This window comes from Acidaminobacter sp. QWL-03 (assembly GCF_058683855.1).
This window is the reverse complement of sequence record NZ_CM178752.1, coordinates 2,272,873-2,296,341: the sequence shown is the minus strand read 5'-3', so window position 1 is coordinate 2,296,341 and position 23,469 is coordinate 2,272,873. Positions and strand designations below refer to the sequence as shown.

Annotated in this window: 41 protein-coding genes; all 41 read left to right on the top strand. The window is 45.9% G+C overall.

Annotated features, from left to right (window positions below; genetic code table 11):
• Nucleotides 1-33: 33 nt before the first annotated feature.
• Nucleotides 34-1,227, top strand: coding sequence for an elongation factor Tu (gene tuf, locus AC4PHM_RS10905; RefSeq protein ID WP_492017801.1), 1,194 nt, complete (start codon nucleotides 34-36; stop codon nucleotides 1,225-1,227).
• A gap of 289 nt (nucleotides 1,228-1,516) precedes the next feature.
• On the top strand, nucleotides 1,517-1,831 hold the full coding sequence (gene rpsJ / locus AC4PHM_RS10900; RefSeq protein ID WP_092593135.1) for a 30S ribosomal protein S10: 315 nt from the start codon (nucleotides 1,517-1,519) through the stop codon (nucleotides 1,829-1,831).
• A gap of 106 nt (nucleotides 1,832-1,937) precedes the next feature.
• A complete protein-coding gene (gene rplC / locus AC4PHM_RS10895; RefSeq protein ID WP_492017800.1) occupies nucleotides 1,938-2,570 on the top strand; it encodes a 50S ribosomal protein L3 in 633 nt (210 codons plus the stop codon).
• A gap of 30 nt (nucleotides 2,571-2,600) precedes the next feature.
• Nucleotides 2,601-3,224 (top strand): 50S ribosomal protein L4, encoded by a 624-nt coding sequence (gene rplD, locus AC4PHM_RS10890; protein ID WP_492017799.1) that lies wholly within the window; start codon nucleotides 2,601-2,603, stop codon nucleotides 3,222-3,224.
• On the top strand, nucleotides 3,224-3,514 hold the full coding sequence (gene rplW / locus AC4PHM_RS10885; RefSeq protein ID WP_300689134.1) for a 50S ribosomal protein L23: 291 nt from the start codon (nucleotides 3,224-3,226) through the stop codon (nucleotides 3,512-3,514). The genes rplD and rplW overlap by 1 nt, the downstream gene beginning before the upstream one ends.
• A gap of 21 nt (nucleotides 3,515-3,535) precedes the next feature.
• A complete protein-coding gene (gene rplB, locus AC4PHM_RS10880) occupies nucleotides 3,536-4,366 on the top strand; it encodes a 50S ribosomal protein L2 (protein WP_492017798.1) in 831 nt (276 codons plus the stop codon).
• A gap of 73 nt (nucleotides 4,367-4,439) precedes the next feature.
• Complete coding sequence (rpsS, locus tag AC4PHM_RS10875; protein WP_300689129.1) at nucleotides 4,440-4,715, top strand: 30S ribosomal protein S19; 276 nt, start codon at nucleotides 4,440-4,442, stop codon at nucleotides 4,713-4,715.
• Between the two features lie 30 nt (nucleotides 4,716-4,745).
• On the top strand, nucleotides 4,746-5,087 hold the full coding sequence (gene rplV / locus AC4PHM_RS10870) for a 50S ribosomal protein L22 (protein WP_300689126.1): 342 nt from the start codon (nucleotides 4,746-4,748) through the stop codon (nucleotides 5,085-5,087).
• A 17-nt stretch (nucleotides 5,088-5,104) separates the two neighbouring features.
• Nucleotides 5,105-5,887, top strand: a complete 783-nt coding sequence (gene rpsC, locus AC4PHM_RS10865; RefSeq protein ID WP_492017797.1) for a 30S ribosomal protein S3 — start codon at nucleotides 5,105-5,107, stop codon at nucleotides 5,885-5,887.
• 44 nt (nucleotides 5,888-5,931) lie between these two features.
• Nucleotides 5,932-6,372 carry a 50S ribosomal protein L16 gene (gene rplP, locus AC4PHM_RS10860; RefSeq protein ID WP_492017796.1) on the top strand — a complete coding sequence of 147 codons (441 nt, stop codon included), beginning with the start codon at nucleotides 5,932-5,934 and terminating at the stop codon, nucleotides 6,370-6,372.
• On the top strand, nucleotides 6,365-6,559 hold the full coding sequence (gene rpmC / locus AC4PHM_RS10855) for a 50S ribosomal protein L29 (protein WP_300689117.1): 195 nt from the start codon (nucleotides 6,365-6,367) through the stop codon (nucleotides 6,557-6,559). Before rplP ends, rpmC begins: the two co-directional genes overlap by 8 nt.
• A 20-nt stretch (nucleotides 6,560-6,579) precedes the next feature.
• Entirely contained in the window at nucleotides 6,580-6,834 is a 255-nt protein-coding gene (gene rpsQ, locus AC4PHM_RS10850) for a 30S ribosomal protein S17 (RefSeq protein ID WP_092593156.1), read from the top strand.
• Nucleotides 6,835-6,863: 29 nt separating this feature from the next.
• A complete protein-coding gene (rplN, locus tag AC4PHM_RS10845) occupies nucleotides 6,864-7,232 on the top strand; it encodes a 50S ribosomal protein L14 (RefSeq protein WP_092593158.1) in 369 nt (122 codons plus the stop codon).
• 21 nt (nucleotides 7,233-7,253) lie between these two features.
• A complete protein-coding gene (rplX, locus tag AC4PHM_RS10840) occupies nucleotides 7,254-7,565 on the top strand; it encodes a 50S ribosomal protein L24 (protein ID WP_300689111.1) in 312 nt (103 codons plus the stop codon).
• A 23-nt stretch (nucleotides 7,566-7,588) separates the two neighbouring features.
• Nucleotides 7,589-8,128: a 50S ribosomal protein L5 gene (gene rplE / locus AC4PHM_RS10835; protein ID WP_492017795.1), complete on the top strand. Its 540-nt coding sequence runs from the start codon at nucleotides 7,589-7,591 to the stop codon at nucleotides 8,126-8,128.
• 13 nt (nucleotides 8,129-8,141) lie between these two features.
• Nucleotides 8,142-8,327, top strand: a complete 186-nt coding sequence (locus AC4PHM_RS10830; RefSeq protein ID WP_300689106.1) for a type Z 30S ribosomal protein S14 — start codon at nucleotides 8,142-8,144, stop codon at nucleotides 8,325-8,327.
• Between the two features lie 21 nt (nucleotides 8,328-8,348).
• Complete coding sequence (gene rpsH, locus AC4PHM_RS10825) at nucleotides 8,349-8,750, top strand: 30S ribosomal protein S8 (RefSeq protein WP_300689103.1); 402 nt, start codon at nucleotides 8,349-8,351, stop codon at nucleotides 8,748-8,750.
• A gap of 29 nt (nucleotides 8,751-8,779) precedes the next feature.
• A complete protein-coding gene (gene rplF / locus AC4PHM_RS10820; RefSeq protein ID WP_492017794.1) occupies nucleotides 8,780-9,322 on the top strand; it encodes a 50S ribosomal protein L6 in 543 nt (180 codons plus the stop codon).
• Nucleotides 9,323-9,343: 21 nt separating this feature from the next.
• Nucleotides 9,344-9,712, top strand: a complete 369-nt coding sequence (gene rplR, locus AC4PHM_RS10815; protein ID WP_492017793.1) for a 50S ribosomal protein L18 — start codon at nucleotides 9,344-9,346, stop codon at nucleotides 9,710-9,712.
• Nucleotides 9,713-9,728: 16 nt separating this feature from the next.
• On the top strand, nucleotides 9,729-10,235 hold the full coding sequence (gene rpsE / locus AC4PHM_RS10810) for a 30S ribosomal protein S5 (protein WP_300689096.1): 507 nt from the start codon (nucleotides 9,729-9,731) through the stop codon (nucleotides 10,233-10,235).
• Nucleotides 10,236-10,248: 13 nt separating this feature from the next.
• Nucleotides 10,249-10,431 carry a 50S ribosomal protein L30 gene (gene rpmD / locus AC4PHM_RS10805; protein WP_300689094.1) on the top strand — a complete coding sequence of 61 codons (183 nt, stop codon included), beginning with the start codon at nucleotides 10,249-10,251 and terminating at the stop codon, nucleotides 10,429-10,431.
• Between the two features lie 17 nt (nucleotides 10,432-10,448).
• A complete protein-coding gene (rplO, locus tag AC4PHM_RS10800; protein WP_492017792.1) occupies nucleotides 10,449-10,889 on the top strand; it encodes a 50S ribosomal protein L15 in 441 nt (146 codons plus the stop codon).
• On the top strand, nucleotides 10,890-12,155 hold the full coding sequence (secY, locus tag AC4PHM_RS10795; RefSeq protein ID WP_492017791.1) for a preprotein translocase subunit SecY: 1,266 nt from the start codon (nucleotides 10,890-10,892) through the stop codon (nucleotides 12,153-12,155).
• 16 nt (nucleotides 12,156-12,171) lie between these two features.
• Nucleotides 12,172-12,822: an adenylate kinase gene (locus AC4PHM_RS10790; protein ID WP_300689086.1), complete on the top strand. Its 651-nt coding sequence runs from the start codon at nucleotides 12,172-12,174 to the stop codon at nucleotides 12,820-12,822.
• The gene (map, locus tag AC4PHM_RS10785; RefSeq protein WP_492017790.1) at nucleotides 12,822-13,571 is read left to right on the top strand and encodes a type I methionyl aminopeptidase; all 750 of its coding nucleotides are present in this window, start codon (nucleotides 12,822-12,824) and stop codon (nucleotides 13,569-13,571) included. Before AC4PHM_RS10790 ends, map begins: the two co-directional genes overlap by 1 nt.
• Nucleotides 13,572-13,585: 14 nt before the next feature.
• Nucleotides 13,586-13,864 carry a KOW domain-containing RNA-binding protein gene (locus AC4PHM_RS10780; RefSeq protein ID WP_300689080.1) on the top strand — a complete coding sequence of 93 codons (279 nt, stop codon included), beginning with the start codon at nucleotides 13,586-13,588 and terminating at the stop codon, nucleotides 13,862-13,864.
• Nucleotides 13,865-13,891: 27 nt separating this feature from the next.
• On the top strand, nucleotides 13,892-14,110 hold the full coding sequence (gene infA, locus AC4PHM_RS10775) for a translation initiation factor IF-1 (RefSeq protein ID WP_092593186.1): 219 nt from the start codon (nucleotides 13,892-13,894) through the stop codon (nucleotides 14,108-14,110).
• A 16-nt stretch (nucleotides 14,111-14,126) separates the two neighbouring features.
• Entirely contained in the window at nucleotides 14,127-14,240 is a 114-nt protein-coding gene (rpmJ, locus tag AC4PHM_RS10770; protein ID WP_025434559.1) for a 50S ribosomal protein L36, read from the top strand.
• A gap of 110 nt (nucleotides 14,241-14,350) precedes the next feature.
• Nucleotides 14,351-14,722 (top strand): 30S ribosomal protein S13, encoded by a 372-nt coding sequence (gene rpsM / locus AC4PHM_RS10765; protein ID WP_300689042.1) that lies wholly within the window; start codon nucleotides 14,351-14,353, stop codon nucleotides 14,720-14,722.
• A gap of 13 nt (nucleotides 14,723-14,735) precedes the next feature.
• Nucleotides 14,736-15,146: a 30S ribosomal protein S11 gene (rpsK, locus tag AC4PHM_RS10760; protein WP_300689039.1), complete on the top strand. Its 411-nt coding sequence runs from the start codon at nucleotides 14,736-14,738 to the stop codon at nucleotides 15,144-15,146.
• A 20-nt stretch (nucleotides 15,147-15,166) separates the two neighbouring features.
• Nucleotides 15,167-15,787 carry a 30S ribosomal protein S4 gene (gene rpsD / locus AC4PHM_RS10755; protein ID WP_291405343.1) on the top strand — a complete coding sequence of 207 codons (621 nt, stop codon included), beginning with the start codon at nucleotides 15,167-15,169 and terminating at the stop codon, nucleotides 15,785-15,787.
• 54 nt (nucleotides 15,788-15,841) lie between these two features.
• The gene (locus tag AC4PHM_RS10750; protein WP_291405341.1) at nucleotides 15,842-16,792 is read left to right on the top strand and encodes a DNA-directed RNA polymerase subunit alpha; all 951 of its coding nucleotides are present in this window, start codon (nucleotides 15,842-15,844) and stop codon (nucleotides 16,790-16,792) included.
• A gap of 20 nt (nucleotides 16,793-16,812) precedes the next feature.
• Entirely contained in the window at nucleotides 16,813-17,154 is a 342-nt protein-coding gene (rplQ, locus tag AC4PHM_RS10745) for a 50S ribosomal protein L17 (RefSeq protein WP_291405339.1), read from the top strand.
• Between the two features lie 152 nt (nucleotides 17,155-17,306).
• A complete protein-coding gene (locus AC4PHM_RS10740) occupies nucleotides 17,307-18,131 on the top strand; it encodes an energy-coupling factor transporter ATPase (RefSeq protein ID WP_492017789.1) in 825 nt (274 codons plus the stop codon).
• A complete protein-coding gene (locus tag AC4PHM_RS10735; RefSeq protein WP_492017788.1) occupies nucleotides 18,116-18,982 on the top strand; it encodes an energy-coupling factor transporter ATPase in 867 nt (288 codons plus the stop codon). Before AC4PHM_RS10740 ends, AC4PHM_RS10735 begins: the two co-directional genes overlap by 16 nt.
• On the top strand, nucleotides 18,972-19,775 hold the full coding sequence (locus AC4PHM_RS10730) for an energy-coupling factor transporter transmembrane component T family protein (RefSeq protein WP_492017787.1): 804 nt from the start codon (nucleotides 18,972-18,974) through the stop codon (nucleotides 19,773-19,775). Before AC4PHM_RS10735 ends, AC4PHM_RS10730 begins: the two co-directional genes overlap by 11 nt.
• Entirely contained in the window at nucleotides 19,772-20,524 is a 753-nt protein-coding gene (truA, locus tag AC4PHM_RS10725) for a tRNA pseudouridine(38-40) synthase TruA (protein WP_492017786.1), read from the top strand. The genes AC4PHM_RS10730 and truA overlap by 4 nt, the downstream gene beginning before the upstream one ends.
• Before the next feature lie 204 nt (nucleotides 20,525-20,728).
• Complete coding sequence (gene rplM, locus AC4PHM_RS10720; RefSeq protein ID WP_492017785.1) at nucleotides 20,729-21,157, top strand: 50S ribosomal protein L13; 429 nt, start codon at nucleotides 20,729-20,731, stop codon at nucleotides 21,155-21,157.
• 18 nt (nucleotides 21,158-21,175) lie between these two features.
• The gene (rpsI, locus tag AC4PHM_RS10715; protein ID WP_291404410.1) at nucleotides 21,176-21,568 is read left to right on the top strand and encodes a 30S ribosomal protein S9; all 393 of its coding nucleotides are present in this window, start codon (nucleotides 21,176-21,178) and stop codon (nucleotides 21,566-21,568) included.
• A gap of 158 nt (nucleotides 21,569-21,726) precedes the next feature.
• Nucleotides 21,727-22,050 (top strand): MazG-like family protein, encoded by a 324-nt coding sequence (locus tag AC4PHM_RS10710; protein ID WP_492017784.1) that lies wholly within the window; start codon nucleotides 21,727-21,729, stop codon nucleotides 22,048-22,050.
• 5 nt (nucleotides 22,051-22,055) lie between these two features.
• Nucleotides 22,056-23,465 carry an AmmeMemoRadiSam system protein A gene (gene amrA / locus AC4PHM_RS10705; RefSeq protein WP_492017783.1) on the top strand — a complete coding sequence of 470 codons (1,410 nt, stop codon included), beginning with the start codon at nucleotides 22,056-22,058 and terminating at the stop codon, nucleotides 23,463-23,465.
• Nucleotides 23,466-23,469: the final 4 nt, after the last annotated feature.

Genomic DNA, 23,469 nt, shown 5'->3' with positions numbered 1-23,469 from the left:
GCAGAAGCCGACTTAAAGGGAGGAACTCCGAAAATGGGTAAGCAAAAGTTTCTTAGAAACAAGCCGCACGTCAACATCGGAACAATTGGTCACGTTGACCACGGTAAGACGACGCTGACTGCAGCAATCACAAAAGTTCTCTTTACAAAATATGGCCTTGGCGAAGAAGTCGCATTCGACAACATCGACAAAGCACCAGAAGAGAGAGAGCGCGGCATCACAATTTCAACTGCTCACGTTGAGTACGAGACGCCTAACCGTCACTACGCTCACGTTGACTGCCCAGGCCACGCCGACTATGTCAAGAACATGATCACAGGCGCAGCGCAAATGGACGGTTCCATCCTGGTTGTATCCGCAGCAGACGGCCCAATGCCGCAAACGCGCGAGCACATCCTGCTTGCACGTCAGGTAGGCGTACCATACATTGTCGTCTTCCTCAACAAGTGCGACATGGTTGATGACGAAGAGCTCCTCGAGCTCGTCGAGATGGAAGTTCGCGACCTTCTCAACCTGTATGAGTTCCCTGGCGACGACACACCGATCATCCGCGGCAGCGCGCTGCTTGCACTTGAAGATCCAACTTCTTCATGGGCAGAGAAGATCGTCGAAATGTTCGAAGTCATCGACACTTACATTCCAGAGCCACAGCGCGACGTCGACAAGCCGTTCCTGATGCCTGTCGAGGACGTTTTCTCCATCACTGGCCGCGGTACAGTCGCAACAGGCCGTATCGAACGTGGTATTATCAAGGTTCAGGAAGAAGTTGAAATCGTCGGCCTTGCAGAAGAGAAACGCAAAGTTGTCGTTACAGGCGTAGAGATGTTCAAGAAGCTCCTCGACGAAGGTCGTGCGGGCGACAACATCGGCGCACTGCTTCGCGGCGTACAGAGAACAGAGATCGAGCGCGGTCAGGTTCTTGCAAAGCCGGGTTCAGTCAACCCACACACTGAGTTCGAAGCGCAAGTTTACGTCCTTAAGAAAGAAGAAGGCGGCAGACATACACCGTTCTTTAACGGCTACAGACCGCAGTTCTTCTTCAGAACGACAGACGTTACCGGTTCTGCACACCTTCCTGCAGGCGTAGAAATGTGTATGCCTGGCGACAACATCGAGATGACGATCACTTTGATCTCACCTATCGCTGTTGAAGAAGGCCTCAAGTTCTCCATTCGTGAGGGCGGCCGTACGGTTGGCGCTGGTTCCGTTATCAAGATCATTAAGTAATATAAGCATAAAGCTTGGTGAAGTGGGCCTGTGAAAAACAGGCCCACTTTTAAGTGTGAAAAGTGTTGCATATCTGATTAGATGGTAGTATAATGATAAAGCGTGTTTACAAGCGATGAGATAGAAGGTTACCGATCTGGCTCGGAAAAATTTCTATTGAGAACGGTCCAATCATTGAATTGGGCGACCGGGATTTGTGTGCCTTAAAATGCGATACGCCAGGCAAGGTGTGCATAGACCCAGTCGTGTGTTTAAAATCACGCGCATTTATTTCAAGGAGGTAAAACACATGGCTAACAAAGGACAGAAAATCAGAATCAAACTCAAGTCGTTCGATCACAAAGTTCTCGACAGCTCAGCACAAAAGATCGTCGAGACCGCAAAAAGAACTGGTGCTGATGTAGCGGGTCCAATTCCGCTTCCTACTAAAAAGGAAATCATCACAATTCTTCGCGCAGTTCACAAGTACAAGGATTCCAGAGAGCAGTTCGAACTCAGAACGCACAAGCGTTTGATCGACATTCTCAATCCAACGCCAAAGACGGTTGATTCTCTCATGAGACTTGATCTTCCAGCTGGTGTGGATATTGAAATCAAACTGTAATACCCTACTGTCGTTACTAAGAGATTGGTTTGAATAGATTCAACCCTCAAGCTTAGTATGATTGCTGGAGCAATCCGCTGTAAGATTATCGGGAGGTGTAAACTCAATGTTAGGTATTTTAGGTAAAAAAATCGGCATGACACAGGTATTTGACGCAAACGGCAATGTCGTTCCAGTCACTGTTGTTGAAGCAGGCCCTATGCATGTCACACAAGTCAAAACGGTTGAAACGGACGGCTACTCAGCTATCCAGGTGGCATTCGGTGATACGAAAGCAAACAGAGCCAACAAACCGACTAAAGGTCATTTCGCAAAAGCTGGCGTTGAAATCAAGAAGTATGTTCGCGAATTCACGGTAGAAGATGCGTCTGCATTTACAGTCGGCCAGGAAATTAAAGCAGATCTCTTCGCTGAAGGCGCAGCTGTGGATGTTTCCGGTATTTCCAAAGGTAAAGGTACTCAAGGCAACATCAAGCGTTGGAACCATTCACGCGGTCCTATGACTCACGGTTCCAAAAGCCACAGGCTTGCAGGCTCAATCGGTGCCGGCACTTTCCCGGGTAAAGTTGTTAAAGGTATGCCAATGGCAGGTCGTATGGGCCGTGAAAAGATCACGATTCAAAATATCGACGTTGTCCGTGTAGAAGCAGACCGCAACCTGATCCTTCTTAAAGGCTCGGTTCCGGGACCTAAAGGCTGCCTGTTGACCATTAAACCAACGGTCAAGTCTGGCAAATAGTGATTCGAGTAAAGGAAAGGAGGAAGCAACGTGGCTAAATTAGATGTTTTAAACATGTCCGGTGAAAAAGTTGGAGAAATTCAACTGAGTGATAGTATTTTCGGCGTTGAGGTCAACAAACAAGTTCTTCACCAGGTTGTTGTCAACTATCTCGCCAATCAAAGACAAGGCACACAGTCTGCAAAGACAAGAGCCGAAGTTCGCGGCGGCGGCCGTAAGCCGTTCCGTCAGAAGGGCACTGGCAACGCTCGTCAAGGTACCATCAGAGCGCCTCATTTTGTAGGCGGCGGCGTGGTATTCGCACCGAAGCCAAGAGATTACAGCTATGTTCTGCCAAAGAAAATCAAGAGACTTGCACTCAAGTCTGCGCTGAGCTCAAAAGTTCAAAACGGTGAGATTGTCGTCCTTGAGGACCTCGCATTCGAGGCGCCAAAGACCAAAGAAATGATCAGCGTTCTTAAAAATATCAACGCTGACAAGAAAGCACTTATTGTCACCCTTGACAAGAATGACAACGTAGTTCTTTCCGCCAGCAATATTCCTGGCGTCAAGACATCCTTCGTTGGTCAGCTCAACGTTTACGAGATCCTCAACCACAACAGCTTCATCATCACTAAAGCTGCTGTCGAGAAACTCGAGGAGGTATACGCGTAATGAAAACAGCTTATGACGTTATTATTCGCCCAATTGTGACTGAGAAGAGCATGATGGGTACTTCTGAGAAGAAATATACTTTCGAAGTCCATAAGGACGCCAACAAAACGGAAATCCGCCAGGCGGTAGAGACTATTTTCGGTGTCAAAGTTGAAAAGGTCAACACCATGAACGTCGATGGAAAAGTTAAGCGACAAGGCAAATATGTCGGCAAGACTTCCAGCTGGAAAAAAGCCATTGTCAAATTGGCTCCAGGCAGCAAAGACATCGAGTTCTTCGAAGGCATTTAATTACTGAAGGAGGGAAAAAACATGGGTATCAGAGGGTTTAAACCCACTTCGCCTGCGATCAGACAGATGACGGTGTCGACTTTTGAGGAAATCACAAAGTTCACACCTGAAAAGGCCCTGACTGTTTCGATCAAGAAGAATTCAGGTCGTAATAATCAAGGTAAAATCACTGTTCGCCACAGAGGCGGCGGTACTAGAGTCAAATATCGTATGATCGATTTCAAGCGCAACAAGGACAACGTTCCTGCAACTGTTGCCTCTATCGAATATGATCCAAATCGTTCGGCAAACATCGCACTTCTTCACTATGCTGACGGTGAAAAACGTTACATCGTAGCACCTCACAAAATTGCTGTCGGGGACGTCATCATTTCCGGTGAAGGCCATGACATCAAGATTGGCAATGCTATGCCACTGAGCAATATCCCGCTCGGTACCATGATCCATAATATTGAGCTTAAACCTGGCAAAGGTGCTCAGCTCGTTCGTTCTGCAGGAAACGCTGCTCAGTTGATGGCTAAAGAAGGCAAACTTGCGCTTCTCAGACTTCCTTCTGGCGAAACGCGTTATGTCAGAATTGAATGCCGCGCGACTATCGGCCAAGTTGGCAATATCGACCATGAGAACATCACGATCGGTAAAGCTGGCCGTACACGCCATATGGGCATCAGACCTACTGTCCGTGGTTCCGTCATGAACCCTAACGACCACCCTCACGGTGGTGGCGAAGGCCGTTCCCCTATCGGACGCCCTGCGCCAGTTACACCTTGGGGCAAGCCTGCACTCGGTTACAAAACTCGTAACAAGAAGAAGGCTTCCAGCAGCATGATCGTATCAAGCAGAAAGAAGTAATATACAGGCTTAGTGGCGGACGAGCGTTCGCCACGGCCTCGACGGGCAAAGCACGAAGGGAGGAAATGCAAGGATGAGCAGATCGCTTAAAAAAGGACCTTTTATCCATAAAGGACTTATCCGGAAAATTGAAGAAATGAACGCAGCAGGAGATAAAAAAGTCATCAAGTCTTGGTCGAGATCTTCGACGATTTTCCCTCAAATGGTTGGACACACGATCGCAGTTCACGACGGCAAAAAACATGTGCCTGTTTATGTGACAGAAGACATGATCGGCCACAAGCTCGGAGAATTCGCCCCTACGAGAACTTTCAAAGGCCACGCGGGCGATAAGAAGAGCGGTAAATAAGGCCATTTTAGATCGGAAGGAGGTCACACAATGAAATCCGTAGTAAGAGCTGAAGCGAAATACGTTCGTATTTCCTCAAGAAAGATGAAACCAATCGCAAACTTGGTCAGAGGCAAGAACGCCAAAGAAGCAAAAGCGATTTTGAAGTTTATTCCGCGTAAAGGCGCAAGAATCTTCCTTAAAGTACTTGAGTCGGCAATCGCCAACGCAGAAAACAACAACCACATGGATGTTGACAAGCTGATTGTCGCTGAAATCTATGCTAACCAGGGACCTGTCATGAAGCGTTTCAGAGCGGGTTCTCACGGCAGAGCAAATCCAATTCTTAAGAGAAGCAGCCATGTAGGCGTCGCGGTATCCGAAAGAGAATAGTAAGGAGGGAATAGCGGATGGGTCAAAAAGTAAGCCCACACGGACTTAGAGTCGGTATTATTAAAGATTGGGACTCAAAATGGTACGCTAACAAGAAAAACTTCTCCGAGTTGCTCGTTGAAGATTTTAATATCAGAAAACTTCTTAAAAAGGAACTTTACACTTCCGGCATTTCCAGAATTTATATCGATCGCGCAGCGAACAACAGAATCCACATCAACATTTTCACCGCAAAGCCTGGCATGATTGTCGGCCGCGGCGGAGAAAACATCAAGAAATTGAGAGAGCAGATCCAGGCTATGACTGGTAAAACTGTTCAGCTCGACATTTCTGAAGTTGAAAATGCAGATATGGATGCACAACTCGTCGCTGAAAACATAGCGTCGCAGCTCGAAAGACGTATTGCTTTCAGACGCGCTATGAAAGGTTCCATCACCAGAACCATGCGTTCCGGTGCTGTAGAGGGTATTAAGATTATGACTTCCGGTCGTCTTGGCGGAGCGGAAATCGCTAGATCTGAAAACTACAGCGAAGGCAATGTACCACTTTCAACGCTTCGCGCAGACATTGACTACGGCTTTGCTGAAGCGAACACCACTTACGGAAAAATTGGCGTTAAGGTTTGGATTTGCAAAGGTGAAATACTTCCTAAAGCAAATGGCGAAAGCATGCTGACACGCAAAGAGCCTAAGAAAGCAAGAACACCAGGCCAAGGTCAAGGCGGCGGTCAGAGAGATAACAAGAGACCGGGCAGAACTGGCAAGCCTAGACAAGGCAGAAATGAAAAAGACGCAAGATAGTTCCTTAATCGGATAGAGAAGTTCATGGAAGGAGGCTGTACGCCATGTTAATGCCTAAAAGAGTCAAGCGACGCAGAGTACATCGCGGCAGAATGAAAGGCACTGCGCAGAAAGGCAATGAAATTTCGTACGGAGATTACGCACTGGTAGCTATGGAGCCAGCGTGGATCACAGCGAATCAGATAGAAGCATCGAGGATTGCGATCAACCGTTACATTAAAAGAGGCGGTAAAGTTTGGATCAAAGTTTTCCCTCACAAACCGGTCACTAAGAAGCCTGCTGAGACCCGCATGGGTGCCGGTAAAGGTTCACCGGAGTACTGGGTAGCCGTTGTCAAGCCGGGCCGTATCCTGTTCGAGCTTGCTGGTGTTAATGAAGACACTGCTCGTGAAGCGATGCGTCTTGCTGCTAACAAACTGCCTATTCAGTGCAAGTTCATGAAGCGCGAAGAAGTGCTTGAAAAGGGTGGTGAATCTAATGAATAGTAACAAACTCCGAGATCTTACTCCGGATGAGCTTACAGTAAAGCTGAATGACCTTAAGAGCGAATTGTTCAACCTTAGATTCCAGTTGGCCACAGGTCAACTCGATAACCCAATGAAGATCAAAAATGTCAAAAAAGACATTGCCAGAGTCAAGACGATCCTCAGGGAACTGGATATTAAGGCTTAATCGCGAAGGAGGTAAGGAAATTGGAAAGAGCTAACAGAAAAGTTAGAACTGGTACAGTTGTCTCCGACAAAATGGATAAGACAATTGTTGTAAAAGTAGAAGATTTCATTCGTCATCCTCTCTATGGCAAACGCGTCAAGAGAACGACGAAATTCAAAGCACACGACGAACAGAACGCCTGTGGTATCGGCGATAGAGTTCGAATTATGGAAACTCGCCCTCTCAGCCGCGATAAGCGCTGGAGACTCGTAGAAATTATCGAGAAGGCGAAGTAATTCTTGCTGATTGGAAGGAGGTTGCAAGCATGATCCAACAGGAAACCCGGTTGAAAGTCGCGGACAATTCTGGTGCCAAAGAGTTATTGTGCATCCGCGTACTAGGCGGTTCAAAGAGAAAGTACGGCAACATCGGCGACGTTATCGTCTGTGCCGTTAAAAATGCAACACCAGGCGGAGTTGTTAAAAAAGGTGATGTTGTTAAAGCAGTCATCGTAAGATCCGTCAGCGGCGTTAGAAGAAACGACGGTAGCTACCTTAAATTCGATGATAACGCAGCAGTCATCATCAAAGAAGATTTGTCTCCAGTCGGTACCCGTATTTTTGGACCGGTTGCTCGAGAATTAAGGGATAAGAAATTTACCAAAATCGTTTCCCTGGCTCCAGAAGTCCTATAAGAGAGTGGGAGGTGGAAATAGATGCGTATTAAAAAAGGCGATACGGTTGTCGTAATTTCCGGCAAGGATAAGGGCAAAAAAGGCAAAGTCCTTCAAGCGCTTCCTAAGAAAGAGCGCGTTATCGTTGAAGGTGTCAATATGGTGACTAAACACCAAAAAGCTACACAACAAGTCAAGCAGGCTGGCATCATCCATCAGGAGGCGCCAATCCATGTTTCGAACGTCATGCTTCTCGACCCTAAGGTCAAAACGGGTACGAGGGTTTCATACAAAGTACTCGACAGTGGCAAAAAAGTCAGAGTCGCCGCAAAATCTGGCGAAGTCATTGACTAACGGTCGGGAAGGAGGGTTAACCAATGGCTAGATTTAAAGATAAATATCTTAATGACGTTACTAAAGCTATGATGGAAAAATTCCAATACAGCAACGTCATGGAGATTCCTAAAATTGAAAAAGTAGTGGTCAACATGGGACTTGGTGACTCAAAGGAAAATCCTAAAGAGATCCAGGTAGCGGTTGCAGAGCTCGCTAAAATCACAGGTCAGCAACCTGTTGTCACAAAAGCGAAAAAGTCAGTCGCGAACTTTAAAGTTCGTGAAGGCATGCCGGTCGGCGCTAAGCTTACGCTTCGCGGCGAAATCATGTACGAATTCCTCGATCGTCTGATCTCAATCGCGCTTCCGCGTGTTCGAGACTTTAAAGGCGTCAATCCAAATGCTTTCGACGGCAGAGGCAACTATACGCTTGGCGTCAAAGAGCAATTGATTTTCCCGGAAATCGAATATGATAAGATTGACAAAGTCCGAGGAATGGACATCACCTTCGTAACAACTGCGAAGACAGACGAAGAAGCTCGTGAGCTTCTCACGCTTATGGGGATGCCATTCAGCAAATAAGGAGGGGTATCAAGTGGCGAAAACATCGCTTAAAGTTAAACAGGCTCGCACGCAAAAATATTCTACACAAGAATATTCGCGCTGCAAGCTTTGCGGAAGACCACACGCATACATCCGCAAATTCGGCATTTGCCGTATTTGCTTCAGAGAATTGGCATATAAAGGTCAAATTCCAGGTGTGCGTAAAGCCAGCTGGTAATAAGGAAAGGAGGTATTGTCCATGACTATGACTACAGATCCAATTGCAGATATGCTGACACGCATTCGAAATGCCAATATGGTAAAGCATACTGTCGTCGACATCCCGTCGTCGAACGTTAAAAAGAGAATTGCTGAGATTTTGATGGCAGAAGGTTTCATTAAGAACTTCAGCATGATTGCAGACGATCACCAGGGAATTATTCGAGTCGAACTTAAATATGGAGACAATAAAGAAAAGGTCATTTCCGGCCTTAAACGTATTTCAAAACCAGGCCTCAGAGTATACGCAAAGAAGACGGACATTCCGAAAGTCCTTGGCGGCCTTGGTATTGCCATCATTTCGACATCTAATGGCATTATCACAGATAAGGAAGCTCGCAAACTCGGCGTTGGCGGCGAAGTCATCTGTTACGTTTGGTAATTTAAAGGAATAGAGTAGGAGGTGCAATAATGTCTAGAATTGGTAGATTGCCTATTACGATTCCTGGTGGCGTGACTGTCAACGTCGACGAGACGAACTTGGTAACGGTCAAGGGTCCATTAGGGGAGTTAAAAGAGCAAATCAACAAAGATCTGAAGGTTACAATCGACAATGGTGTTTTAATAGTCGAACGTCCTTCTGACAATAAAACACACAGAGCGCTTCACGGCCTTAGCCGTACGCTTATCAACAATATGGTCGTGGGTGTATCCCAAGGCTACTCTAAAAAGCTTAAAATTGTTGGTGTCGGTTACAGAGCCATTAAGAACGGAAATAAGCTTGAGCTTTCTCTCGGTTTTTCTCATCCTGTAGCGATGGAAGATCCGGACGGGATCACGACTGAAGTTCCGGTTCAAACTGAAATCATCATTAAAGGGATCAACAAGCAGCTCGTAGGAAACTATGCTGCCAAGATCCGCGATTGGAGACGTCCTGAGCCATACAAAGGCAAAGGTGTCCGTTATGAAAACGAAAATGTCCGCCGTAAAGAGGGCAAAACCGGTAAGAAATAATCGGGAAAGGAGTGAAGCGGCATGATTAACAAAATTGGTAAAAATACAAACAGAAAAGCTCGCCAAGTCAGAACTCGCAAGAAAGTCGCGGGTACTGCTCAGCGTCCTAGACTGAATGTCTATAGAAGCCTTAACAACATCTATGCCCAAATTATCGATGACGTCGCTGGCGTCACGATTGTCTCCGCTTCGTCACTTGAGGCGGAACTCAAAGGAAAATTTGCGCATTCCGGCAACAAGCTTGCCGCGAAGGCTGTCGGCGAACTCGTCGCAAAAAGAGCGATTGAGAAGGGTATTCAACAAGTCGTCTTTGACCGTGCCGGATACCTGTATCACGGACGTGTTAAAGAGCTGGCAGATGGTGCCAGAGAAGCCGGCTTAGAATTTTAGCAAAGGAGGTTAACGAATGAACCGCACAATGATCGATGCGAGTAAACTTGAACTTAAAGAACAAGTTATCAACATAAATCGCGTTACCAAAGTAGTTAAAGGTGGTCGAAACTTCCGCTTTGCTGCGCTGGTTGTCGTCGGAGATGAAAATGGCCATGTCGGTGTTGGCACAGGCAAAGCCCAGGAGGTTCCTGAAGCGATCCGCAAGGCTATCGAAGATGCTAAAAAGCATTTGATTTACGTTCCGCGTGTAGGTACGTCTGTACCTCATCCAATTCGTGGTGAGTATGGCGCAGGTGCTGTTTTGATAATGCCAGCTTTCGAAGGTACTGGCGTAATCGCCGGCGGACCTGTCCGAGCTGTTCTTGAGCTCGCTGGCGTTAAAGACGTTCGCGCGAAATCTCTTGGCAGTGATAATCCACGTAACGTCGTCAACGCGACTATCGATGGTCTTACTAAGATGAAGACTGTTGAAAGTGTCGCTAAATTAAGAGGCAGATCCGTAGAAGAAATTCTTGGTTAGGAGGTGCACAAGCGTGGCAAATACAATCAAGGTTAAATTGGTGAAGAGCACGATTGGTGCGATTCCGAAACACAAGAAGACGGTTGAGGCTTTAGGTCTCAGAAAGATCGGCCAAATCGTCGAAAAGCAAGACAATCCTCAAATGCGAGGGATGATCCAGCAGGTCAGCCACCTGGTTAAGATCGTCGAAGCTTAAACGAAGGAGGTGTGATTATGAAGCTTAATGAATTAGCGCCATCACAGGGCACCAATAAGAACCGAAAGCGCAGAGGTCGCGGAACAGCGACTGGCCAAGGTAAAACAGGCGGCCGCGGTATGAACGGACAAAACGCAAGATCCGGCGGCGGTGTTCGTCCGGGTTTTGAGGGCGGACAGCTTCCACTCTTCCGTCGTATTCCGAAGCGCGGCTTTAAAAATAGAAACCGCATCGATTGGACAACTGTTAATGTTGAAACGCTTAATGCGTTCGAAAACGGAACTGTCGTAACTCCAGAACTTCTGATTGAAAGTGGCATCGTAAAAAAATTCAGCTATGGCCTTAAAGTCCTCGGGGACGGCTCACTGAACAAGGAAATCACGGTTAAAGCCCACAAATTCACTCAGTCAGCGATTGAAAAGATCGAAGCTGCTGGAGGAAAGGCAGAGGTGATCTAGTTGCTTTCAACACTTGTCAACGCATGGAAGATTCCAGACTTAAAAAAACGAATACTTTACACTTTAATGATGTTGGTCGTTTTTCGTCTCGGGTCGGCCATTCCAGTTCCGGGAATCGATAAAACTCAGCTTGCCTCACTTTTTGCGAATGACTCAGGATTCCTTGGGTTCTTCAACCTGATTTCAGGCGGCGCTTTTAAGAACTTTACGATTTTCGCGCTCGGTATTTCTCCGTATATTACCGCTTCCATTATTGTCAACCTTCTTCAAATTGCCTTTCCTGATTCGATTGGTGCAATGGCAAAAGAAGGAGAGGAAGGCAAGAAGAAGCTTGCTCAATATACGCGCTATGGCACTGTTGTTCTCGCGTTGATTCAGGCAACTGGTTGGAGTATCGGTCTTTTCAGACCAGCGTATATCAATGATACACCGTTAAGCATTGCAATTTCAGTCATTGTACTGACTGCTGGTACAGCATTCCTGATGTATCTCGGTGAAAAGATCACCGAAAACGGTATAGGAAATGGTATCTCGCTCTTCATCTTTGCCGGAATTCTTGCTAGAGTTCCGGAAAGTGTTGTCACTACAGTGCTTAGATTCCTTGATGGTCAGCTTTCAATCTTCAGCATAATTCTCTTTGTTGTCATTGCGCTGCTGATCATTGTCGGAATTATCTACATCCAGGAAGGAACGCGCAAAATACCGGTTCAGTATGCCAAGCGAGTTGTTGGCAGAAAAATGTATGGCGGTCAGACCTCCTACATTCCGATGAAAGTCAATCAGTCCGGCGTTATTCCAATAATCTTTGCCGTATCGCTGCTGATGTTCCCTATGACGATCGCGCAATTTTTCCCAGACAGCAAATTTTACGAATTTTTAAGACTAAATTTTGGTCAATCGAGCATTATCTACAACATACTTTACGCTCTTTTGATTATCTTCTTCACTTATTTCTATACGTCCGTTATCTTTAATCCAATTGAAGTAGCAGACAATATGAAGAGAAATGGCGGGTTTATCCCTGGGATCAGACCAGGAAAACCGACATCAGAATATTTGGAAAGAACCATGAGCCGCATAACGATTGCAGGTGCAATATTCCTTGCGTTTATCGCGGTACTGCCAAATATCATACTTGGTTTTGGATCTTTGAACCTGGCATTTGGCGGCACTTCACTGTTGATCGCTGTCGGTGTTTCGCTTGAAACAATGAAGCAGATTGAAGCTCAGATGGTCATGAGGCATTATCAGGGCTTCTTGAAGTAGTCAGGAGATGATGGTGATGAAACTGATCCTATTAGGCCCTCCGGGAGCCGGTAAAGGTACTCAGGCAGCAAACATTATCGAAACTTTCAGTATCCCACATATTTCAACCGGTGATATTTTCAGAAAAAATATCAAAGAAGGTACAGAGCTTGGGAAGAAAGCGAAAGAATATATGGACCGGGGCGAACTCGTTCCGGATACACTGGTCGTAGAGATCGTAGAAGATCGGCTCAAGGCAGAAGATTGTAAATCAGGTTTTCTGCTCGACGGTTTTCCGAGGACTGTATTTCAGGCAGAAGCGCTGGATAAAGTACTCGAAAATATGGGCGCAGGACTGGATTATGTAGTAAACGTCGTAGTAGATCCAGAACTCCTTGTTGAAAGAGCTGTCGGAAGAAGAATCTGCAGAGATTGCGGAAGCACTTATCACATTAAATACAATCCGCCAAAAGAGGAAAGTGTTTGCGACAAGTGCTCAGGCGAACTTTACCAAAGATCTGATGACAATGCTGATACAGTCACGAACCGCATCCGGGTGTATATGGACGAGACTTCCCCGCTAATTGAATATTATCGAGTTAAAGGAAACTTGATCAATGTCGACGGTCAACAAGACATTGACAAGGTCTTTGATGATATTCTCAAAGCAATTGGGAGAACTCAGTAATGATTCTTGTTAAATCCAGTACGGAGATTGAGTATATGCGTGAGTCAGGGAAGATCGTGGCAGAGGTCCATTCGGTCCTTAAAGACATGATCAAACCTGGGATCACAACGAAGGAACTCGATGAAATCGCAGAGCGCATTATTCTCGAACATGGGGCGCTGCCGGCGTTCAAAGGCTATGGTGGCTTTCCGGCTACCATTTGCGCCTCTGTGAATGAGGAAGTCGTCCATGGCATTCCGGGAGACCGGATGTTGCGCGAGGGCGATATCATCAGTATTGACGTAGGCGCACTCAAAAACGGCTATTACGGAGACAGCGCCAAAACCTATCCCGTAGGAAAAATCAGTGCAAAAGCGGAGAAGCTGATCCGCGTTACGCGGGAAAGCTTTTATGAAGGGCTTAAATTCTGCAAAGTTGGTTACAGACTCTCAGACGTCTCACATGCCATACAAATGCATGTTGAAGCGGAAGGATTTTCTGTTGTTCGAGATTATGTGGGGCACGGCATTGGCGCTTCACTGCACGAAGACCCTCAGATCCCTAATTACGGCCCAGCCGGAAAAGGACCCAGGTTGTCGACCGGTATGGTATTGGCTATTGAGCCAATGATCAATGCGGGACGATTTTCAGTCAGAGTGCTAGGGGACAATTGGACTGTAGTGACTGCAGATGGCAGTTTATCCGCCCATTACGAACATACCATAGCCATAACAGATGAGGATCCTATTATCCTTACCACGGATCAATAAGCGAGGTGTGGAGCGTGGAATCAACAAAAGGATTGGTTGTTGGTCAATTTGTCAAATCAAAGGCAGGTCGTGATCACGATAGGTTATTTTTGATTCTTGACATCATTGATGAAAATTTCGTATTATTAGTAGATGGGAATTTAAGAAAAATCGATTCGCCGAAACTAAAAAAGGTACGCCATTTGGTTAAAATCAATCAAATCAGCACTGCCTTTTCAGAAGCGCTCGAAGCAGGTATCAAACCTGATGACAGCCTGGTGAAACGTGAAATTGATAAACTCCAGCAAGTCTGATTCAAGCACGGGGAGGTAAGAGAATTTATGGCAAAAAGCGATGCGATCGAAGTCGTCGGAACCGTTATTGAAGCGTTGCCAAACGCGATGTTCCGTGTCCGGCTGGAAAACGATCATGAAGTGTTGGCTCATGTTTCCGGCAAACTCAGAATGAATTTTATCCGAATTCTGCCGGGCGACAAAGTGACTATGGAATTATCTCCATATGATCTGACTCGTGGAAGAATTACCTGGCGCGGCAAGTGATAAGGAGGTATAACGCATGAAAGTCAGACCATCGGTGAAACCGATTTGCGAAAAATGCAAAATTATTAAGCGCAAAGGCAGAGTAATGGTCATTTGCGAAAACCCTAAACACAAACAGAAGCAAGGTTAACCATTGAAAGAATCTGGCGTGGGGACGCGGCTGTCCTTAAGGATTCCAAGCGTCAGATTTAGACATATAGCGGTAATCTGGCATTTTACGAAAGCAGGAGGTGTACATTAATGGCAAGAATTGCAGGCGTCGACCTGCCTAGGGAAAAGAGAGCCGTCATCGGACTCACTTACATCTATGGCATTGGTAAGCCAAGATCTATTCAAATTCTTTCCAAGGCCGGTGTCAGTGAAGATACTCGTATCAAAGACCTGACAGAAGAAGAGGTTAACAAACTCAGAGCGGTCATCGAAACTGATTATGTCGTCGAAGGTGATCTTCGACGTGAAGTAGCCCTCAACATCAAACGTCTCCGTGAAATCGGCTGCTTTAGAGGCATCCGGCACAGAAAAGGACTTCCTGTCCGCGGACAGAGAACGAAAACCAATGCTCGTACGCGCAAGGGACCTAAGAAAACGGTCGGACGCAAGAAGAAGAAGTAAAGGAGGGTGAAGCATGGTAGCAAAAAAAGTACGTAAAACTACAGTGGCTCGCGGTAAGAAAAAACGCGAACGTAAAAATATTGACCGTGGCCAGGCGCATGTACAATCAACATTCAATAATACGATTGTGACGCTGACTGACACAGCCGGCAATACAATTGCATGGGCAAGTGCAGGCGGGCTCGGTTTCAAAGGATCCAGAAAGTCTACGCCTTTTGCTGCGCAAATGGCGGCAGAATCTGCAGCTAAAAACGCTATGGAACATGGACTTAAACAGGTTCAGGTTTTCGTAAAAGGACCAGGCGCTGGTCGTGAAGCAGCGATCCGTTCTCTTCAGGCTGCAGGCCTCGAGATTTCTTCGATCGTTGACGTAACGCCGATCCCTCACAACGGCTGCAGACCGCCGAAACGCAGAAGAGTTTGATATTATAGGAGGTGTAGTAAATGGCTAGATATACGGGACCTTCTTGCAGACTTTGTCGCCGAGAAGCACAGAAACTTTATCTTAAAGGTGATCGCTGTTATTCCGACAAGTGTGCTCTCAACAAAAGAGAGAACGCTCCAGGGCAGCATGGCGCCAGAAGAGGTAAGCTTTCCGGCTACGGCGTACAGCTGAGAGAAAAACAAAAGGTTAAGAGATACTATGGTATCCTCGAAACCCAATTCCGTGAGACATATAATAGAGCTGACAAGATGAAGGGCATCGCAGGCGAAAACCTTCTCCAGCTTTTAGAGCTTCGCATGGACAATGTCGTTTATAGACTTGGTTTTGCGAATTCCAGAAAAGAAGCACGACAACTCGTTACGCACGGACACTTCAAAGTGAACGGCAACAAAGCCGATATCCCGTCCATGACGCTTAAAGTCGGCGACGTCATTGAAGTCAAGGAGCGCAGTAAAGCTTCTGATAAATTCAAGGCGATTATGGAAAAGGGTCAGGCAACGCCAACTTGGCTTGTTGCTGAACCGGAGAAAATGAGCGGTAAGATCGTTTCGGCGCCGGCAAGACAAGATATCGATCTTCCGATCGAAGAGCACCTGATCATCGAGCTCTACTCTAAGTAGTCGTCGTAACGTAATGTTACCCTCACATCCTATAAATGAAGGAGGGTTTGTGCAGTGATAGAGATTGAAAAGCCGAGTATCGAGTGTGTTGAAATGAACGAATCGGCAACTTATGGAAAATTTGTTGTCGAGCCTCTTGAGCGCGGGTATGGCATTACACTCGGGAATAGTTTAAGACGCATTTTATTGTCTTCTCTTCCAGGTACAGCGGTAAAGTGGATAAAAATCGATAATGTACTTCACGAATTTTCCACGATTCAGGGTGTCAAAGAAGATGTCGTAGACATTATTCTCAACCTGAAAAACCTTGCTGCCAAAATTCATTCGGATGACGAAGTCAAGATTTTAAGAATTGAAGCGACTGAGGCTGGTCCGATCACTTCAGGCGATATCATTTGTGATTCAGATGTCGAAATCCTGAATACAGATCTTCATATCGCGACCCTCGATGATCACTCAACTCTGAACATGGAAATTGCCCTTGCAAAAGGCCGTGGCTATGTATCCGCAGATCTTAACAAGGATCCGGGTATGTCCATTGGCATCATTCCTGTGGATTCCATATTTACTCCTGTAAAAAAGGTGAACTTCAGTGTTGACAATACACGTGTAGGGCAAGTCGCGGACTATGACAAGCTCGTCATGGAAGTCTGGACGGATGGAACAATTAAGCCGGATGAAGCGACGTCAATCGGAGCTAAAATCATGGCGGAACATCTGAAGCTTTTTATCGAAATGACTGACAGCACCAACGGTGTTGAAATCATGGTGGAAAAAGAAGAAGACAAGAAAGAAAAAGTTCTTGAAATGACAATCGAGGAGCTCGATCTCTCCGTGCGCTCATACAACTGTTTGAAGCGCGCCGGGATCAATACCGTTGAGGAATTGACCGAGAAAACGGAAGACGACATGATGAAAGTCAGAAACCTCGGTAAAAAATCACTTGAAGAAGTCAAGCAAAAGCTCGAAGAGCTTGGGCTAGGCCTGAAATCTGAAGAAGAATAGGAAAAAAAGGAGGGGAATCCATGGCGGGTTATCGTAAACTCGGGCGTCCAACAGCGCACCGTAACCTGATGCTTCGCAATCTGGTTACAAGCCTGATCAAGAACGGCCGTATCGAGACCACTGAAACGAGAGCCAAGGAAGCTCGCAAGATCGCTGAAAAGATGATCTCGCTCGGCAAGCGCGGCGACCTTCACGCAAGACGTCAGGCAATGGCCTTCATTACTGAAGAAGCTGTTGTAAAGACGCTTTTCGAAGAAATTGCGCCTAAGTACGCTGACAAGAGCGGCGGCTATACCAGAATTTATAAGCTTGGACCTAGACGAGGCGACGCAGCGCCAATGGTCTTAATCGAGTTGGTATAAGATCGTTAAGAGGGACTAAGGACTATAGCTTAGTCCCTTTATCTTTTTTCTTTGTAAGAAGCCGGCGTGGGACTTGATCTAAAAGATCATTTGTAAGGCGCTTTTTTGAGGTGTATAATAGAGTGGCAAAGTCAGATGGAAGAAGGAATAGCATGATTCAAGCGAAGAGCGTTACTTATTATTACAATGAAGCAGAAGTCACACCCGCGCTCAAAGAATTGAATATTGATATTGCCAGTGGTGAATTTGTCGTTATAATCGGCCATAATGGTTCGGGCAAGTCGACATTCGCCAAGCTTTGCAATGGTATTATGCATCCCACTGAAGGCACCATTTTAATTGATGGCATGGACACCAGTAATTATGACCAAATCTGGGAGATTCGAAAAACTGCAGGTATGGTTTTCCAAAATCCGGACAACCAGATTGTTGCGACGGTTGTTGAAGAAGATGTGGCATTCGGTCCTGAAAATCTAGGAATTTCACCGCCAGAAATAAGAATTCGTGTTGATGAAGCTTTGAATAGTGTTGGTATGTATGAACATCGACGCAAGCCGCCGCATCTTTTGTCTGGCGGTCAAAAGCAGCGCATAGCCATTGCCGGCATATTGGCAATGAAGCCGAAATGCATTATTTTGGATGAGCCAACAGCCATGCTGGATCCTTCAGGTCGTAAAGAAGTTATGGAAACGATTAGGCGTTTGAACAAGGAGGAAGGCATTACTATTGTTCACATCACGCATTTCATGGATGAGGCTGTCCATTGTGATCGCGTCATTGTTATGGAAGAAGGTTCAAAGCTGCTGGAAGGTACGCCAAAAACTGTGTTTTCCAAAGTCGAACAGCTTCAAGCAATGGGCCTGGATGTCCCACAAGTCACACTTTTAGCACATCAGCTGAGGGAACAAGGCGTGGACATTCCGGATGATATCATTACTGTAGAAGAGTTGGTGGAAGAGTTATGTCCATTATTATAGAGAAACTTAACCACATTTATGATATTGGAAGCCCTTTCGAGACGAATGCGCTAAACAGCATTTCTCTCCAGATCGAAACGGGTGATTTTGTTGGTTTGATTGGACATACCGGTTCAGGCAAGTCTACATTGATTCAGCATATGAACGGTTTGCTGAAGCCAACGTCCGGCAAGATTTTGATCAACGGGTTTGATATAACTTCTTCAAAGGCAAAATTGAACGAAATCAGAAAAAAAGTGGGCTTGGTCTTTCAATATCCCGAGTATCAGTTGTTTGAAGAAACGGTGGAGAAGGATGTTGCGTTTGGCCCGAATAATTTGGGCATTGAGCCTGAAGAAGTCAATCGACGCGTCAAAGAATCATTGGAGATGGTGGGTCTTGACTACGAAGAAATTCGCGGCAAATCACCCTTTGAACTCAGCGGTGGGCAGAAAAGACGCGTTGCGATAGCTGGTGTCATTGCCATGAAACCCGAGGTTCTGATCTTGGATGAACCCACAGCCGGACTGGATCCGAAGGGCAGGGATGAAATTCTTGAGCAAATTCTGGCACTTCATGCTAAGCAGGGTATTACAGTAATTTTGGTTTCTCATAGTATGGAGGATATCGCAAGGTACGTTAGAAAGATCTTTGTAATGGACGGAGGGAGTCTGGTCCTGGCTGGCGATCCGGCAGAGGTCTTTAGCCATGTAGAACAGTTGGAGGCCATTGGATTGGCAGCGCCACAGGTGACTTATGTTGCCAAAGCACTGGCTTCGAAAGGCATTGACATCGATCCGACACTCTATACGGTTGAGAATGCAGCGATGCGTCTGCTTGAACTTATAAGGAGGAAAAGCCATGCTTCGTGATATCACCGTTGGTCAGTATTTGCCACTCTCATCACCTGTGCATCGGATGGATCCGAGATTTAAGCTGGTAGCTTCAATGCTGTATATAGTATCACTCTTTTTTATCAGTTCTTTTATAGGTTATGGCGTTGTGCTGGCGTTCCTGGCACTGACCATAGCGGTCTCCAAAATACCCTATAAATACTTACTCAGAGGACTTAAGCCTGTTTTAATGATTATCATCTTCGCATTTGGCATAAATATCTTCCTGACGCCTGGTACGGAACTCTTTCGTTTTGGGATCCTCAAAATAACGCATGAAGGTGTGAGACAAGCTTTTTTTATGGCCAGCCGTTTAATTCTGCTGATCATAGGAACTTCCATGCTGACTTTGACAACGTCCCCTATTGAGTTGACAGATGGTTTGGAAAGGCTCCTTAATCCTTTTAAAAAGCTTGGACTTCCAGCACACGAGTTAGCAATGATGATGACTATTGCGCTTCGTTTCATTCCTACGTTGCTGGAAGAGACGGACAAAATCATGAAGGCACAAATGGCGCGAGGCGCTGATTTTGAAAGCGGCAATCTAATCAAGCGGGCAAAAAGCCTTATTCCATTGCTCGTCCCGCTTTTCATAAGTGCTTTTAGAAGAGCAGATGAATTAGCTATGGCAATGGAAGCCAGATGCTATAGAGGCGGAGAAAATAGAACAAGAATGAAAGTCCTCCAGTTCACTCATTTGGATTTGATTGGAGTATTCGTTTTTGTATTGTACTGGGGCGGCCTCATTGCAGTCAGGATGTGGACCGCTTGAAGCACAGAAAAGCTCCGCGGCGCGTCAAATTGACAATAGCCTATCAAGGTACTCAATATCAAGGTTGGCAGCGTCAGAAGCGATTTAAATCGATTCAGGAGACTGTTGAGAAATTGCTCAGCAATCTCTTAAGCGAAAAAATCGAATTAACAGCGTCAGGCCGTACGGATGCCGGCGTGCATGCACTTGCTCAAGTGGCGTCTTTTGTGCACCATTCTTCATTTCCAACGACAAGATTATGCTATGTTCTAAATTATCATCTTCCTGATGATATCCTGATTCTATGTGCAGAAGATGTGGAAATGGACTTTCATCCGAGATATTCTGCACGAGGCAAAATCTATCAATACAAAATTGACAACTCTATCAATAGAGATCCGTTAAAATCATACTTGGTTTGGCATGTGCCTGAACCTCTGAATCTTGACAAAATGAAAGAAGCGTCGGCCTATTGGAAAGGCGAGCACGATTTTGCCACCTTCAGATCCCAGGGGAGCTCAGCGAAGACAACTGTCCGACGCATTGAAGCCATAGAGTTTCACGAAGAGGGAACACTTGTGACAATAACTTTCATAGGAAATGGGTTTTTATATAATATGGTTCGGATCATGACAGCGGTGTTGGTCTTGATTGGCAAAGGAAGTCTCGAACCATCAGACGCAGGAAGGCTCCTGGCGGCCAAGGAACGCACCAAGGCGCCGTGGACGGCGCCGCCGCAAGGCTTGTACTTAACGAAAGTCATTTATTAATAAGTGGCTATGATCGAACTTGACGATTAAAATCATACAAATTATATTGGATTTTAAATAGCAAACTAACAAAAAAGTAGTTGACTCTAAGTGTTTGCTATTATAAAATGAGTTTGGCTCATTTTGAGGCGAACTAAAAAAATCCTGCCCCGGGTTTTTTTATTTAATAAAAAACGGTGAAATATTAATGTTAGGAGGGAACTCATGAAATCTTTCGTTGCTAAACCCAATGAAATAGAGAGAAAATGGTATGTCATCAATGCTGAAGGAAAGACCCTCGGCAGACTTTCCACTGAAGTTGCTACAATCCTTAGAGGCAAACATAAGCCAACCTACACCCCTCACGTCGACTGCGGTGATTATGTGATCATCATCAACGCTGAGAAAGTGGTTCTGACAGGTAAAAAACTTGATCAGAAGAAATTCAGATGGCACACTGGCTACACGGGCCACCTGAGAGAGCGCAGCTATCGTGAAATGATGGCTAAGAAGCCTGAGACGGTTGTTACACATGCCATCAAAGGCATGCTTCCAAAGAACTCCCTTGGAAGAGACATGCTGAAGAAGCTGAAAGTATACAGCGGCGATCAGCACAACCACGAAGCACAGAAGCCTGAAGCGCTCGAAGTATAACCACGAAGGAGGGAATTCATGATGACTATGCAGTATCAAGGCACAGGAAGACGAAAAAGCTCCACTGCGCGTGTACGTCTCGTACCGGGCAATGGTGAATTCAAGATCAATGGTCGTACAGTTGAAGACTACTTCAACTTTGAAACACTTCGCAATGAGATTAAGCGTCCTCTGGTTCTCACCAATACGCTTGGCAAATTCGACGTCTTTGTAATTGTTGAAGGCGGCGGTTTTACTGGTCAGGCTGGCGCAGTTCGCCACGGTGTTTCCAGAGCCCTTCTTAAAGTAGATGACGAGTATCGTGCCATTCTTAAAAAAGAGGGTTTCCTCACGCGTGATTCCCGCATGAAGGAAAGAAAAAAATACGGACTCAAAGCTGCGAGAAGAGCACCACAGTTCTCCAAGCGATAATTTATCTATCAAAGACACCTCATTTTGGGGTGTCTTTTTTCATAATTATAGAAAGTGAGGACACCGCCTGCCCTTTTTATCATTTCAGGACCACAAGAAATTCCTGTAGGCCATTTTGTGCTATAATATTTAAAAGCCATCTGAAAGGGTGTAAAATCATGAATGAATATAAACAGATCAGTCTCCCAAAACTGAATAATCTTCAGCCGGGTCTCGAATCCACATGTCTGAAGCTTATGGAGGAGGCTGGAGAGCTGGCACAATTAATTGGTAAATTCAGAGGTCTAAACGGTGAGAACGTTGATATGGGTCCCAAGGAGGTTGTAGAAAGGATCAGCCTTGAGTTGTTGGATGTTGCACAAGTTGCTGTTTCCATGATGTTTGTTCTTGAGGAGACCTATCAGATAGATATTGACGAAAAAGTATCTGAACACATTGAAAAACTTATGAGAAAAGGATATCTAAAAGGATCTGAGGAGTGATCGAGATGACGATACTCGCTGCTTATCTAATGCCACATCCGCCTGTCGTGATACCGGCAGTTGGACACGAACAGTCAAAGGTCGTTGCCGCAACGGCCAGATCCATGGACGAGGTCGGTAGACAGATCGCCCGGCTTGAGCCTGAGGTCATCGTTGTAATTTCGCCTCATGGACCTCTTTTCAGTGATGCTATTGCAATTCGCGGAGAAAGTTGTCTTGAGGGCAATTTAGGCGCATTTGGAGCACCTGAAATTCATTTGAAAAAGAATAATGCGGTGTTGCTCACCCAAGCGCTTGCGGATCTGGCAGCTGACAACAATCTGCCGGCGGTCATATTTGATCATGCGCTTGCCAGACGATTTGACGTTTCCGGTGACTTGGATCATGGTGTTATTGTCCCGCTCTCCTTCGTAGAATCCCATTATACGAACTATGAACTGGCAGAAATCACATATGGCTTGTTGTCAACGGATGAATTGTACAGGTTTGGTCAATTGCTGTCGGCTTGTATAGATGATTTGGACCTTCGCGCAATTATAATTGCAAGTGGTGATTTATCCCATAAGCTCAAAGACACGGGACCCTATCATTTTGATGCCCGCGGCCCAAAGTTTGACGAATGGATCGTAAATGCCTTTGAAAACAATGACTTGGTTAAAGTCGTCACAGCGGACGAAGCGCTTTGCGAAGGCGCCGGAGAATGCGGTAAGAAGTCTCTGGATATTATGATTGGAGCCCTTGATGGTCTTGAGATCACTTCGAAAGTATTGTCTTATGAAGGCCCGTTTGGCGTAGGTTACGGCGTTGTTGCACTGACGGATCCAAAACCCTCAGATTATGCCAAGAGATTTGATGAAGTCGTCCAAGGCGTTTTGAGCAGAAGACTTACTAGACGAAACAGAGAAGATAATTTTGTAAGGCTGGCCAGACTGGCAATTGAAGATTATATTCGAGAACAAAAACGTGTCAGCCTGCCTGACGAACTTAAGGCGTCGGAGCTTGAGGGCCCGTCCAAGGGCGTGTTCGTCTCAATCAAGAGCTCCGGGGGGCTGCGGGGTTGTATAGGGACGACTATCGGCACACAGCGCTCTTTAGCGGACGAGATTATTCACAATGCTATCCAGGCTGCAACTGAGGATCCAAGGTTTCCGGAGATTGAGCCTTGGGAACTTGAACACCTTACTATTTCTGTGGATGTTCTTTCGAAAGGTGAGCTGGTATCTGGCATTGAAGCGCTCGATCCGAAGATCTATGGTGTCATTGTGGAATCAGATTTCAGACGCGGGTTACTCTTGCCTGACCTTGAGGGCATTGATACAGTTGAGGACCAAGTAAGAATTGCGTTAAACAAGGCTGGTATTAAAGAACATGAGTCGTACCGGATTCACAGGTTTACAGTTGAGCGGCACGTATAAAGTT

Excerpts from the sequence above, each read along its gene's own strand:
- tuf (WP_492017801.1), top strand. The coding sequence starts at position 34 with ATGGGTAAGCAAAAGTTTCTTAGAAACAAGCCGCACGTCAACATCGGA.
- rpsJ (WP_092593135.1), top strand. The coding sequence starts at position 1,517 with ATGGCTAACAAAGGACAGAAAATCAGAATCAAACTCAAGTCGTTCGAT.
- rplC (WP_492017800.1), top strand. The coding sequence starts at position 1,938 with ATGTTAGGTATTTTAGGTAAAAAAATCGGCATGACACAGGTATTTGAC.
- rplW (WP_300689134.1), top strand. The coding sequence starts at position 3,224 with ATGAAAACAGCTTATGACGTTATTATTCGCCCAATTGTGACTGAGAAG.
- rplB (WP_492017798.1), top strand. The coding sequence starts at position 3,536 with ATGGGTATCAGAGGGTTTAAACCCACTTCGCCTGCGATCAGACAGATG.
- rpsS (WP_300689129.1), top strand. The coding sequence starts at position 4,440 with ATGAGCAGATCGCTTAAAAAAGGACCTTTTATCCATAAAGGACTTATC.
- rplV (WP_300689126.1), top strand. The coding sequence starts at position 4,746 with ATGAAATCCGTAGTAAGAGCTGAAGCGAAATACGTTCGTATTTCCTCA.
- rpsC (WP_492017797.1), top strand. The coding sequence starts at position 5,105 with ATGGGTCAAAAAGTAAGCCCACACGGACTTAGAGTCGGTATTATTAAA.
- rplP (WP_492017796.1), top strand. The coding sequence starts at position 5,932 with ATGTTAATGCCTAAAAGAGTCAAGCGACGCAGAGTACATCGCGGCAGA.
- rpmC (WP_300689117.1), top strand. The coding sequence starts at position 6,365 with ATGAATAGTAACAAACTCCGAGATCTTACTCCGGATGAGCTTACAGTA.
- rplN (WP_092593158.1), top strand. The coding sequence starts at position 6,864 with ATGATCCAACAGGAAACCCGGTTGAAAGTCGCGGACAATTCTGGTGCC.
- rplX (WP_300689111.1), top strand. The coding sequence starts at position 7,254 with ATGCGTATTAAAAAAGGCGATACGGTTGTCGTAATTTCCGGCAAGGAT.
- rplE (WP_492017795.1), top strand. The coding sequence starts at position 7,589 with ATGGCTAGATTTAAAGATAAATATCTTAATGACGTTACTAAAGCTATG.
- rpsH (WP_300689103.1), top strand. The coding sequence starts at position 8,349 with ATGACTATGACTACAGATCCAATTGCAGATATGCTGACACGCATTCGA.
- rplF (WP_492017794.1), top strand. The coding sequence starts at position 8,780 with ATGTCTAGAATTGGTAGATTGCCTATTACGATTCCTGGTGGCGTGACT.
- rplR (WP_492017793.1), top strand. The coding sequence starts at position 9,344 with ATGATTAACAAAATTGGTAAAAATACAAACAGAAAAGCTCGCCAAGTC.
- rpsE (WP_300689096.1), top strand. The coding sequence starts at position 9,729 with ATGAACCGCACAATGATCGATGCGAGTAAACTTGAACTTAAAGAACAA.
- rplO (WP_492017792.1), top strand. The coding sequence starts at position 10,449 with ATGAAGCTTAATGAATTAGCGCCATCACAGGGCACCAATAAGAACCGA.
- AC4PHM_RS10790 (WP_300689086.1), top strand. The coding sequence starts at position 12,172 with ATGAAACTGATCCTATTAGGCCCTCCGGGAGCCGGTAAAGGTACTCAG.
- map (WP_492017790.1), top strand. The coding sequence starts at position 12,822 with ATGATTCTTGTTAAATCCAGTACGGAGATTGAGTATATGCGTGAGTCA.
- infA (WP_092593186.1), top strand. The coding sequence starts at position 13,892 with ATGGCAAAAAGCGATGCGATCGAAGTCGTCGGAACCGTTATTGAAGCG.
- rpmJ (WP_025434559.1), top strand. The coding sequence starts at position 14,127 with ATGAAAGTCAGACCATCGGTGAAACCGATTTGCGAAAAATGCAAAATT.
- rpsM (WP_300689042.1), top strand. The coding sequence starts at position 14,351 with ATGGCAAGAATTGCAGGCGTCGACCTGCCTAGGGAAAAGAGAGCCGTC.
- rpsK (WP_300689039.1), top strand. The coding sequence starts at position 14,736 with ATGGTAGCAAAAAAAGTACGTAAAACTACAGTGGCTCGCGGTAAGAAA.
- rpsD (WP_291405343.1), top strand. The coding sequence starts at position 15,167 with ATGGCTAGATATACGGGACCTTCTTGCAGACTTTGTCGCCGAGAAGCA.
- rplQ (WP_291405339.1), top strand. The coding sequence starts at position 16,813 with ATGGCGGGTTATCGTAAACTCGGGCGTCCAACAGCGCACCGTAACCTG.
- AC4PHM_RS10740 (WP_492017789.1), top strand. The coding sequence starts at position 17,307 with ATGATTCAAGCGAAGAGCGTTACTTATTATTACAATGAAGCAGAAGTC.
- AC4PHM_RS10735 (WP_492017788.1), top strand. The coding sequence starts at position 18,116 with ATGTCCATTATTATAGAGAAACTTAACCACATTTATGATATTGGAAGC.
- AC4PHM_RS10730 (WP_492017787.1), top strand. The coding sequence starts at position 18,972 with ATGCTTCGTGATATCACCGTTGGTCAGTATTTGCCACTCTCATCACCT.
- rplM (WP_492017785.1), top strand. The coding sequence starts at position 20,729 with ATGAAATCTTTCGTTGCTAAACCCAATGAAATAGAGAGAAAATGGTAT.
- rpsI (WP_291404410.1), top strand. The coding sequence starts at position 21,176 with ATGATGACTATGCAGTATCAAGGCACAGGAAGACGAAAAAGCTCCACT.
- AC4PHM_RS10710 (WP_492017784.1), top strand. The coding sequence starts at position 21,727 with ATGAATGAATATAAACAGATCAGTCTCCCAAAACTGAATAATCTTCAG.
- amrA (WP_492017783.1), top strand. The coding sequence starts at position 22,056 with ATGACGATACTCGCTGCTTATCTAATGCCACATCCGCCTGTCGTGATA.